General features: G+C 70.7%; 14 protein-coding genes. 1 reads left to right on the top strand and 13 read right to left on the bottom strand.

Annotation, left to right across the window (positions count from 1 at the left end; translation table 11 throughout):
* Positions 1-147: 147 nt before the first annotated feature.
* The 7 genes from C8E83_RS06005 to C8E83_RS19160 all read right to left on the bottom strand — a co-directional run bounded on the left by C8E83_RS06005 (position 148) and on the right by C8E83_RS19160 (position 4,573).
* Entirely contained in the window at positions 148-591 is a 444-nt protein-coding gene (locus C8E83_RS06005) for an OsmC family peroxiredoxin (RefSeq protein WP_121368884.1), read from the bottom strand.
* A 40-nt stretch (positions 592-631) separates the two neighbouring features.
* Entirely contained in the window at positions 632-1,093 is a 462-nt protein-coding gene (locus tag C8E83_RS06000) for a MarR family winged helix-turn-helix transcriptional regulator (protein WP_121368883.1), read from the bottom strand.
* A 151-nt stretch (positions 1,094-1,244) separates the two neighbouring features.
* Positions 1,245-1,661, bottom strand: a complete 417-nt coding sequence (gene nusB, locus C8E83_RS05995; protein ID WP_121368882.1) for a transcription antitermination factor NusB — start codon at positions 1,659-1,661, stop codon at positions 1,245-1,247.
* A gap of 14 nt (positions 1,662-1,675) precedes the next feature.
* Complete coding sequence (gene efp, locus C8E83_RS05990) at positions 1,676-2,239, bottom strand: elongation factor P (protein ID WP_121368881.1); 564 nt, start codon at positions 2,237-2,239, stop codon at positions 1,676-1,678.
* Between the two features lie 114 nt (positions 2,240-2,353).
* Positions 2,354-3,445 (bottom strand): tetratricopeptide repeat protein, encoded by a 1,092-nt coding sequence (locus tag C8E83_RS19405; RefSeq protein WP_170159857.1) that lies wholly within the window; start codon positions 3,443-3,445, stop codon positions 2,354-2,356.
* A gap of 81 nt (positions 3,446-3,526) precedes the next feature.
* Positions 3,527-4,333, bottom strand: coding sequence for a dienelactone hydrolase family protein (locus C8E83_RS05980; RefSeq protein WP_121368880.1), 807 nt, complete (start codon positions 4,331-4,333; stop codon positions 3,527-3,529).
* A gap of 33 nt (positions 4,334-4,366) precedes the next feature.
* Positions 4,367-4,573 carry a hypothetical protein gene (locus C8E83_RS19160; RefSeq protein ID WP_147430098.1) on the bottom strand — a complete coding sequence of 69 codons (207 nt, stop codon included), beginning with the start codon at positions 4,571-4,573 and terminating at the stop codon, positions 4,367-4,369.
* A gap of 49 nt (positions 4,574-4,622) precedes the next feature.
* On the opposite strand from C8E83_RS19160, the gene C8E83_RS05975 reads away from it, so the two are divergent.
* Positions 4,623-5,159 carry a hypothetical protein gene (locus tag C8E83_RS05975; protein WP_147430097.1) on the top strand — a complete coding sequence of 179 codons (537 nt, stop codon included), beginning with the start codon at positions 4,623-4,625 and terminating at the stop codon, positions 5,157-5,159.
* Here the strand turns inward: C8E83_RS05975 and C8E83_RS05970 are convergent.
* The 6 genes from C8E83_RS05970 to ruvX form a co-directional block, all read right to left on the bottom strand.
* Positions 5,122-5,616, bottom strand: a complete 495-nt coding sequence (locus tag C8E83_RS05970) for a type II 3-dehydroquinate dehydratase (RefSeq protein WP_342768903.1) — start codon at positions 5,614-5,616, stop codon at positions 5,122-5,124. The two genes, C8E83_RS05975 and C8E83_RS05970, sit on opposite strands and share 38 nt — an antisense overlap.
* Positions 5,613-6,722 (bottom strand): 3-dehydroquinate synthase, encoded by a 1,110-nt coding sequence (aroB, locus tag C8E83_RS05965; RefSeq protein ID WP_121368877.1) that lies wholly within the window; start codon positions 6,720-6,722, stop codon positions 5,613-5,615. Before aroB ends, C8E83_RS05970 begins: the two co-directional genes overlap by 4 nt.
* A complete protein-coding gene (locus C8E83_RS05960) occupies positions 6,719-7,234 on the bottom strand; it encodes a shikimate kinase (protein ID WP_121368876.1) in 516 nt (171 codons plus the stop codon). Before C8E83_RS05960 ends, aroB begins: the two co-directional genes overlap by 4 nt.
* Positions 7,234-8,469 carry a chorismate synthase gene (aroC, locus tag C8E83_RS05955; protein ID WP_121368875.1) on the bottom strand — a complete coding sequence of 412 codons (1,236 nt, stop codon included), beginning with the start codon at positions 8,467-8,469 and terminating at the stop codon, positions 7,234-7,236. Before aroC ends, C8E83_RS05960 begins: the two co-directional genes overlap by 1 nt.
* Positions 8,470-8,548: 79 nt before the next feature.
* Complete coding sequence (gene mltG, locus C8E83_RS05950; protein WP_121368874.1) at positions 8,549-10,045, bottom strand: endolytic transglycosylase MltG; 1,497 nt, start codon at positions 10,043-10,045, stop codon at positions 8,549-8,551.
* A 3-nt stretch (positions 10,046-10,048) separates the two neighbouring features.
* Entirely contained in the window at positions 10,049-10,582 is a 534-nt protein-coding gene (gene ruvX / locus C8E83_RS05945; RefSeq protein WP_121368873.1) for a Holliday junction resolvase RuvX, read from the bottom strand.
* Between the last annotated feature and the right edge of the window lie 6 nt (positions 10,583-10,588).

Raw genomic sequence — 10,588 nt, 5'->3', positions numbered from 1 at the left:
CCTCCTTTCCCGTCTCTCGTACGGCCTGCTGTCTCTCGGGACAGATGCAAGGTGGTCCTCTCACCCTACCGCCTCTCGCGGGGAGGCAGAGACGACGACGCCCCGCCGACGGTGGTCGGCGGGGCGTCGAGGGTCACTGTGCGCGGGCTACTGCTCGAGCTCGGCGTCGAGGGTGATCTCGACCCCGGTGAGGGCCTTCGAGATCGGGCAGCTGGCCTTGGCGGCGTTCGCGGCGTCGGCGAACTGGGCGGCGTCGACGCCCGAGACCTCGCCGCGGACCGTGAGCTTGATGCCGGTCAGCTTGAAGCCGCCGTCCGACGAGTCCGGGCCGAGCGAGACGTCGGCCTTGACGTCGAGCGCCTCGATCGTGCCGCCGGCCGCACCGAGGAGAGCCGAGAACTGCATCGCGTAGCAGGCCGAGTGCGACGCGGCGATCAGCTCTTCGGGGCTGGTGAAGCCGCCGGCCTCGTCGGCGGCGCGCTTCGGGAACGAGACGTCGAACGTGGCGAGCTTCGACGAGGTCAGCTCGACCTGGCCCGAGCCTTCCTCGAGGCTTCCGTTCCAGGCGGTGCGTGCGGTGCGTGTGGGCATGGTGTCTCCTTCGTGTGGGTGGTGCTGAGGTGGGTGAGGGTCAGAGGGCGGCGCGGGCGTGCTCGGCGAGCGAGGTGATCTGCTGCTGCAGCACCATGAGGGCCTCGGTGGTGAGACCCGTGGCGGCGCAGATGCCCTGGCCGATGCGGGTGGTCTCGCCGTGCATCCTGCGCCCCTGGTCTGTCAGCGTGAGCTCGACGACGCGTTCGTCGCCGGCGGCGCGGGTCTTCACGACGAGGCCCTGGGCTTCGAGGCGGCGCAGGAGCGGCGAGAGCGTGCCCGACTCGAGGTGCAGACGCTCGCCCAGCTGCGACACCGACACGGGCTCGTGCCCGTCGGCCTCCCACAGCGCGAGCATGACGAGGTACTGCGGGTAGGTGAGGCCCAGGGGCGCCAGGAGCTCGCGGTACGTCGCCGTGAGAGCGCGCGACGCGCTGTAGAGCGCGAAGCAGATCTGCTCGTCGAGCTTCGGGGCCGGTGCTGCCGCCGCTGTCGTGGACATGGCTCGACGCTATCACGTCGCGCGCAACTCTGTTGTGCACAACTGGTTACGGGATGCTGGACGGGTGCGTACGAAACCGCCGCCCGGCGATCGAACCTCGCCGAGGAGAGGATCGACCGCCGAGCGGCGGTTCGGTGGTGGCGTGCGGCGTCTACGCGCTGATCGTCGACGCGATCCGGGCCAGCAGCCCGTTCACGAAGCTCGCGGAGTCGTCGGTCGACAGGCTCTGCGCCAGCTCGACGGCCTCCGAAATGGCGACGGGGTGCGGGATGTCGGGGTTGTGCGAGAGCTCCCAGATGCCGATGCGCAGGATCGCACGATCGATCGTAGGCATCCGCTGCAGGGTCCACCCCTGCGAGTACGTCTCGATGAGCTCGTCGATCTCGGGACGGTGCTCGATGACGCCCTGGACGATGTCGCGCGCGTAGCCCCAGGAGGAGCTCCGCTCGGGCTCGTTCATGGCCCGCTGCGTCTCGGCGACGAGGGCGTCGTCGATCGGGATCTGCCGGATGTCGGCGACGTAGAGGATGTCGAGGGCGCGCTTGCGCGCCTTGGTCCGTGCGCTCACGAAGTCAGCGGCGCCTAGTCGTTGACGCGGCCGAGGTACGAGCCGTCGCGCGTGTCGACCTTGACCTTGGTGCCGGTCTCGAGGAACAGCGGCACCTGGATCTCGTAGCCGGTCTCGACGGTGGCGGGCTTGGTGCCTCCGGTCGAGCGGTCGCCCTGGAGGCCGGGCTCGGTGTACGTGACCTCGAGCACGACCGAGGCGGGAAGCTCGATGTAGAGCGGGGTGCCGTCGTGCAGGGCGACCTGGACGTTCTGGTTCTCGAGCATGAAGTTCTTCGCGTCGCCCACGACGGTCGCCGGGATGTTGATCTGGTCGTAGTCGGTGGTGTCCATGAACACGTAGCCGTCGGCCTCGGCGTAGAGGTACTGGTACTCGCGGCGGTCGACGTTCGCGAAGTCGACTTTCGTGCCCGCGTTGAACGTCTTGTCGACGACCTTGCCGGTCATGACGTTCTTCATCTTGGTGCGGACGAACGCGCCGCCCTTGCCCGGCTTGACGTGCTGGAACTCGACGACGTTCCACAGCTGGCCGTCGAGGTTGAGAACGGCGCCGTTCTTGATGTCGTTTGTGGTGGCCATGCGCGAGAGTCCTTTATTGAGTCGTTGAAGATGCGGGGCCCGAAAGGCCACCGTCAAGTGTAGCGGGTCGCCCCGTGTGGCCCGTGGCCCGCCGTCGCCGGCCGTGCTCGCCTCTCAGAGGGCTGCGCGAAAGACGCCGGTGTAGAGCAGACAGGCGACGATGCCCCCGCTGGCTCCGATGGCAGCGACGGCCGTGGTGAGTCCGAGGCCGCCTCCGCCGTGCCCGGCGATGAGCGTCACGACGAGCAGGATCCCGCACACGAGCACCAGGGCCTGCAACGCCGCGAGCACCATGAGGCCGGGGCTCAGGCGCGGCAGGCTACGCAGGAATTCCGGTCCGCCCTCCCCCAATCCGCGCCGGTATCGGTCGAAGGCGAACACGAGGCCGGCGAGGATGAGGGCGAGGGTGACCGCCAGCAATGCCTTCACCACCGCAGCACCGTGGTCGACGTCACCGAGAATCGCGAGCATGCCGACGACGATGAGCCCGACAAGCAGGATGCCGGTCACCCACTCGAGAGTCCGCAGCACGGCACGGCGTAGGGATCGCGATGCGGAGCGTGATCGCGGGTTCCTGGCGAGCATGTCGGAGAACGCGACCGTCGCGCCGGCCATGTCGTTGCTGTCGAGTCGAGCCCTCGCGATGCCGTGCGTGGCCTCGCTGTTTCCCGGGTCGCGCTTGAGAGCCTCTCGATAGAACATCTTCGCCCCGTCGAGATGACCGTTGTAGCGAGCAAGACGCGCGCTCGTGAGGAACGGGCCGGCCTCGTCGCCGGCGAGTTCCACCGCCCTCTGGGCCGAATCCCAGGTGTCCTCGTGTGCGCGCTTGCACGCCATGTCGACTTCGACGCGCTCCGCGTGGGTGCGCCAGTTGTCCGGGTCCAGTTCGATGGCCCGCAGCACGGCTGCGAAGGCGATGTCATGGTCGCGATTCGCGGCGGCGTTTGCTGCGAGGAGTCGCCATCCCCAGGCGTTCTCGGGGTCCCGACCAACTGCTCGTCGTGCGAAGTCGAGGCCTTCCCGGGTTGCCCGCGTCGCGAAGCAGGCCTGTGCCATCAGGAGGGCCGTCGTCGGGGTGTCGTCGCCAGCAGCGATCACCCGCGTGAGGATCGTCCGTGCCTCGCGCGCCTTCCCCAGGTCCAGGCACAGCTGTGCGATTCGCACATCGTCGTCGTCCCTCGTCGCCGAGGCCCCCTGCGTCGTCACGAGGTCAGCCTCCCGCCTTGCCGGCGGCTGCGCGACCCCTCCTTCGGGGGCCACGCGCCTCGAGGCGCGTCGCGGAGGCCTCTACGCGGAGAGGCGCTCGCGCAGGAACGCGACGACGCGATCCCGCGCGGCGAGGGTCGGGTGCCCGGGCATCTCGCGCAGCTCGTTCGTGAGCACCGAGTGGGCCATCCGCGGGATCCCCCACTCGTTCCCGGGCGAGGAGTCGAGCTCGATGACCTCGAACGCGACGCCGAGAGCCGACTTCAGCGTCGCGAAACGTGCCGCCGGCGAACCGCTGTCGTGGCTGAATCGCAGACCGAGCGCGCACACCCCGCCGGCCTCGGCCCGCGCGACGACGCGACAGAGCTCGTCACGGGAGAGCCCTGGATCCTGCCTCGTCGCCTTCGACACCGGGAACGGCACACCCGGCTGGCTCACGACGGCGGCCGCCACGGGCTCGTCGACCGCCAGGGCCAGAGCGAACCCGCCCGTGAAGCACATGCCGATCACGCCCACCGGGCCACCCGTGCGCTCGCCCAGGTCGGCCGCCAGCGCGCGCAGATGGTCGGTGATCGGCCGGTGCGCGTTCGTCGCGAACGCCCGGAACTCCGCCGACACGCACAGACGCGCAATCACGCCCGCCGTGTATCCGGGCGTCATCGGGTGGCCCGGCTCACCGAAGATCGAGGGCAGGAGCACGCGAAACCCCTGCGCGACCAGGTGATCGGCGAGCCCGAGCACCTCCGGCGTGACGCCCGGCACCTCGGGGATCAGCAGCACGCCGGGCCCTTCGCCGCGCTCCAGCACCTCGCTGGTGCGCCCGGCGCCCGTGAAGGAGCCGCGCCCCCACCCGGCCAGGTCTCCCGTGGGTGCTGTCGTCGCCGCCATGACGCCACCCTACGTGCGCCGGGGCGGCTGTGGTCAGTGAGCCGTGCCGTGGTGCCGCGACGAGTGCGTGGCGAGGGTGAGGTCGAGGCGGCGGCCGTTCTTCCAGGGCTCCAGGATCGCGCGCGCCACGAGGTTGTGCGTGACGAACCACGCGGTCGCCGCGAGGCCCAGCGCGGCGCCGAACGCCGCCATCCTGATCTGCTCCATGCTGACATCCTGCGCCTCGGAGGGTGCGCGCACGAGATCCCCCTTCGGGTGCCCCTCGACAGGCGGGCGTAGGGTCGCGCCCATGAAGCCGAGGAAGCCTCGACCGCCGGTCAACGAGCAGGGGATGTGGCACGGCTATCGGGAGGAGATGCTCGACGACGGCCCGCCGCCGCCGCTCAGCCGCGCGCGGAGCTTTTGGGCGCGGGTGTTGGCCTGGGCTGGCATCGTGTCGATCTCGTTCGGCTTCGGATTCGATCTCGCCGTGGGGCGTCAGTGGTACGGCGTCTCGTGGCTGGGCTCCGTCGCCTGCTTCGTCAGCAGCGCGATGTTGCGCCGGAGGTCGATGTTCGGCGCGAGCGCCACGCCCACGACTCCGCGGCCGCCACGGCGGTGGGACCCTCTTGGGCTGTTGATGATCGTGCCTCTCGCGGCATGGGCGGCCGTCGCCCTGATCGGAACGTCAGCGTGGCACTGGCACGGTGTCGGAGCCGCCCTCGTGCTGGGCTTCGTGGGAGTCGCCGCCTTCGGCCTGCTCGACCTCATCGCGAGGGCGACACGGCGCTACCGCCGACGGAACCCGCTCACGCCTGAGCAGTCGCCGGCACCGCCCGCGCCGTGACCCGATCGGCGGCGGCGCGAACGGCGAACCGGTACGAGTCGAGGCCGAGCCCGGCGATGACGCCCGTGGCGGCGGCGGACAGCACGCTCGCCGGGCGGTGCTCGTCGCGCACCGGGTTCGAGCGGTGCACCTCGATCAGCGGCAGCCCCGCCGCAGTCACGACCGCGGCGGCGTCGCGGAGCGCGTACGAGTAGTGCGTGTAGGCGGCGGGGTTCACCACGACGCCCCAGCCGGCCGAGGCCGCCTCGTGCAGCCAGGAGATGAGTGTCGCCTCGTCGTCGGTCTGGCGCACCACGACGTCGACGCCCTCGGAGGCGAGGGCTTTGAACTCGTCGCGGAGCCCCACGAGGATCACGGGTGGGGTGCGTGAGGACGGCGACGCTCCTGATCCTGCGCCCTCGTGTGACGCCCGGCGCCGAGTGCTCTCGGGCCCGGCCACGACGAGGACGGTCGTCACGAACCGATCTCCTGGTATGCCGCGTAGAGCAGCGAGTTGTCGGGTGCCTCGAGCACGGTGGGCCGCGCGAGGTCGTCGAGCACGATGAAGCGCAGCATGCCCGCGCGGGCCTTCTTGTCGCGCTGCATGGTGGCCAGGAGGGTGCTCCAGCGGCCGAGGGGGTAGCTCGTCGGGAGACCGAGCGACTCGAGGATCGAGCGGTGCCGGTCGACGACGTCGTCGGAGAGCCGGCCGGCAAGGCGCGACAGCTCGGCGACGAAGACCATTCCGACGGCGACGGCGGCGCCGTGGCGCCACTGGTAGCGCTCGGCGTGCTCGATCGCGTGGCCGAGGGTGTGGCCGTAGTTCAGGATCTCGCGGAGGCCGGACTCCTTGAAGTCCTCCCCCACGACCCGTGCCTTGAGCGCGATCGACAGCTCGACGACCCGGCGGAACTCGGGCGTAGTCGGGTCGACGACGCGGTCAACGGACGCCTCGATGATGTCGAGGATCTCGGGTTCGGCGATGAAGCCGGCCTTCACGATCTCCGCGAACCCGGCGAGGATCTCGTTGCGGGCGAGCCCGTCGAGCAGCTCGAAGTCGACCAGCACGCCGGCCGGCGCGTAGAACGAGCCGACGAGGTTCTTGCCCTCGTTCGTGTTGATGCCGGTCTTGCCGCCGACGGAGGCGTCGACCATGGCGAGCACGGTCGTCGGGATCTGCACGAGCTTCACGCCGCGCAGCCAGGTGGCCGCCACGAAGCCGGCGAGGTCGGTCGTGGCGCCGCCGCCGAGGCCGATCACGGCGTCGGTGCGGGTGAAGTCGGCCTGGCCGAGGATCTGCCAGCAGAACGCCGCCACCTCGACCCGCTTGCCGGCCTCGGCGTCGGGCACCTCGGCGAGCAGGGTCTCGTAGCCGTCGGCGACGAGCGACTCGCGCAGGGTCTCGGCGCGCGCACCGAGCGGGGGCGCGTGGACGATCAGCACCTTTTTGACCTTGGGGCCCAGGATCTGGGGCAGCTCCCCCGTGAGTCCTCGGCCGACCCGCACCTCGTACGGGGTGGCGCCCGGCACGTCGATCACGGTCGTCGGCACGCCCGCCGTGGGGCCTTCGGTCTCGGTGGTCATGCGTGCTCCGTTTCGATCCAGCGCACGATGTCGTCGACGACGTGCACGAGGGGCCTGTGAGAGGTGTCGACGGTGAAGTCGGCGAGGCTGGCGTAGACGGGCGCCCGGCGCTCGGCGATCTCCTGCCAGGCGGTGAGGCCGTCGTGCTGTAGGAGCGGGCGGTCGGTGCCCTGGATCCGAGCCGCGACGGCCTCCGGCGTCACGGCGAGGAGGACCACCCGGGCTCCGCGCAGACGCTCGCGTGTCTCGGGGTGGAGCACGGCGCCCCCGCCGAGCGAGATCACCGACGCGGGGTCGAGCAGCGCGTCGGCGACGGCGTCGCGCTCGATCTCGCGGAATCGCTCTTCGCCGTGTTCCTCGAAGAGCGCGGCGATCGGGCCGTGGTGACGCACGATGACCCGGTCGGTGTCGACGAAGGTGCGGCCGAGCCGTTTCGCCAGCTTCTTGCCGACGCTGGTCTTGCCCGCGCCCATCGGGCCGATCACGACGATCGGCCGGTCGGGCCCGGGCATCAGGCCTGAGCCGCGGCGGCCCCGGAGTGCGCCACGGCCTCGGACTCGGGCGTCGTGGCGAGCAGGTCGGGGATCGAGTCGAGGTAGTTCTGCAGGTTGCGGCTCGTCTCGTCGATCGAGTCGCCGCCGAACTTCTCGAGCACCGAGTTGGCGAGGACGAGTGCGACCATGGCCTCGGCGACGACGCCCGCCGCCGGGACGGCGCAGACGTCGGAGCGCTGGTGGTGGGCGTTGGCGGCCTCGCCGGTGGCGACGTCGACCGTGGGAAGCGCGCGGGGCACGGTGGCGATCGGCTTCATGCCGGCGCGGACGCGCAGCACAGTACCGGTGGACATGCCGCCCTCGGTTCCGCCCGCGCGGTCCGTCTCGCGCTGGATGCCGCGGTCGGTCTGGTAGAGGGCGTCGTGCGCCTCGGAGCCGCGGCGCGTGGTGGTGAGGAACCCGTCGCCGATCTCGACGCCCTTGATCGCCTGGATGCCCATGAGGGCCGCGGCGAGCTGAGCGTCGAGCTTGCGGTCCCACTGCACGTGCGAACCGAGCCCGGGCGGGAGGTTGTACGCGAGCACCTCGACGATGCCGCCGAGCGTGTCGCCGTCCTTCTTGGCGGCCTCGACCTCCTCGACCATCTTGGCGCTGGTCTCGGGGTCGAAGCAGCGCAGCGGGTCGGCGTCCAGCGTGTCGACGTCGGCGAGGGTCGGGTACGGACGGCCCTCGGGCACGCGCACAGGCCCGATGGAGAGCGTGTGGCTGACGATCTCGATGCCGAGCTCGGCGAGGAACGACTTGGCGACGGCGCCGAGTGCGACGCGTGCGGCGGTCTCACGGGCGCTGGCGCGCTCGAGGATCGGTCGGGCGGAGTCGAAGCCGTACTTCTGCATGCCGACGAGGTCGGCGTGGCCGGGACGCGGGCGCGTGAGGGCGGCGCTGCGGCCGCGGGAGGCGTCGGAGATCTCGACCGGCTGGGAGTTCATGACCTCCTGCCACTTCGGCCACTCGGTGTTGCCGACGCGGATCGCGATCGGGCTGCCGATCGAGCGACCGTGGATCACGCCGCCCGAGATGTGCAGTTCGTCCTGCTCGAACTTCATGCGGCTGCCGCGGCCGTAGCCGAGCTTGCGGCGGGCGAGGTCGCCCTGGATGTCGTCCATGAGCACCGGCACACCGGCCGGAAGGCCCTCGAGAACGGCGATGAGTTCGGGGCCATGAGACTCACCCGCGGTCAACCAACGAAGCATGGAACGATTCTTTCACAGGTGCGGAGGGCGACCGGCGTTGTCCACAGGGCGCCTCGGATCCTGCGACCGGGCCCGACGGCTATTGGTACGTCGGGTGGGCGCGAAGCCAGGCCTGGAACTGCGCCACGGCCTTCTGGTGGTCGGCGTAGGTGGTCGAGAAGACTGTCTCGCCCGTCTCGAGGTTGACCGTGACGAAGTACAGCCACGAACCGGTCGCAGGATGCAGGACGGCATTGATCGCGACGTCGCCAGGGTTCGAGATCGGCCCCGGCGGCAGCCCCTTGTGCACGTAGGTGTTGTAGGGGTTCGACGCGTCGGCCCGCTGGGCGTCGGTCGTGGTCACGGTGTTCGTCGTGCCGGCGCCGTACGCGACAGTGGCGTCCGACTGCAGCAGCATGCCCTGGTCGATGCGGTTCTGGAACACCCGGGCGACCTTCGGGAAGTCGGCGGCGAGACCGGCCTCCTTCTGCACGAGGGAGGCGAAGATGATCGTGTGCTCCCAGTTGGGCTCGGAGACCCCGGCGTCGATGAGGTGCTGCTTCATCGTGTCGACCATCTGCTGGAAGTAGAAATTCGCGGTCTTGCCCGGCTGGAGGTCGTAGGTCGCCGGGAAGAGATAGCCCTCGAGGCTCGTCGCGTTCGACGGCAGCCCGTACGACCTGTAGTCCTTGGCCGCGGCGGTGACCGTCGCGAGCGGGATCTTCGTGACCGACGACATGAGGCGGATGATGCCCTTGAGGCTCGTGCCCTCGGGGATCACGAGCTTCGTCGTGATGAGCGAGTTGGAGTCCTGCAGCCGGTCGATGGCCGACTGGGCGCTCATGTGCTCGAACATCGAGTAGGTGCCGGGCTGGAACTGGATGTTCTGGTTCGCCAGCAGGATCTTGTACGGCGCCGACGCCGACTTCGTGATGTGCGCGGCGGCGAGCTTCTTCGAGATCGTCGAGCCGATGTCGCCCGAGACGATCGTGAAGTCGACCTTCTTGCCGTCGCCGGAGCCGGTGTAGTCGTCGCTCGGCTTGGCGCCGAAGAGCGCGGCGACCTTCGGCCCGTACTGGTTGTAGATCGTGAAGCCGCCGGCCGTGCCGCCGCCGAGCACGACGACCAGGACGATGACGAGGATGATCGCGCCGCGCCGGTGGCTCTTCTTCTCGCGCGGGGCCTTCTGCGCCTTCGGAGATTTCTGGCGCGGTGGCTTGGGGTCGCGAGGCGGGCGGGACGAGCGACCGGCCTTCGGCTTCGGGGCGGCGGCAGCGCCGGCCGCGGCGGGAGCGGTCGCGGGCGTCTCGACGGTGTCGGCCGTGTCGGCGGGCTCGTGCGGAGAGGCGGCGAGGAGCGTCGGCGACGGCTCGCCAGGCGTGGCGGCGGGGGCCGAGGGGGCCGACGCCGTCGGTGCCGTGCGGGTCTCGGCCTGCTCCTGCGCCAGCCGCTCTCGCTCGCGTCGCTCACGGCGGGTCATCGGGGCCGGCAGATCGTCGGCGCTCGGGGCGCGCGAGGGGGTGCCGGCCTGGTTCGAGGTGGTCTGGCCGGCGGCACTGCCGGAGAAGATCTCGTCCCAGGAAGGTTCGTCAGCCACTAATCAGAGTCCTTCGTCGGGGGCCGCGACCTCGACGAGCGAGCCCGGTGGGCGCCCGCTCGAACGCTCGAGGTCGAGCGCATGCTGCACGATGATAACAGCGGCCACCTGATCGACCACGGACCTCTGCTTCTTCGCCGAGCGCCCCGCGGCACGGAGCGCTCCCTGCGCCGTGACGGTCGAGAGTCGCTCGTCGACGAGCCGCACCGGGGTGGGCGCGCACGCGATCGCGAGGCGTCGGGCGAACGCGCGGGCGTCGTCGGTCGACGGGGTGGAGGCCCCCGACAGCGACAGCGGCAGGCCCACGATCACCTCGATCGCGTCGAGGTCGTGGGCATGGCGCAGGATCGAGCGCACGTCGTCGCTGCCGATGTCGTCGGGCCCCGCTCCCGCCACCCGCCCCACCGTCTCGACCGGCGTCGCGAGGAGGCCGTCGGGATCGGTCCGGGAGACGCCGATGCGGGCCCGGCCGACGTCGACGCCGAGCCGGACGCCGCGGCGGAAGCCCGCGGAGTCCGGCCCGGTGGAGTCGCTCATGCCGCC

This window comes from Frondihabitans australicus, from assembly GCF_003634555.1.
Classification (GTDB): Bacteria; Actinomycetota; Actinomycetes; order Actinomycetales; family Microbacteriaceae; genus Frondihabitans; species Frondihabitans australicus.
Note: the sequence above shows the minus strand (reverse complement) of the source record. Positions and strands in the feature narration are given on the sequence as shown.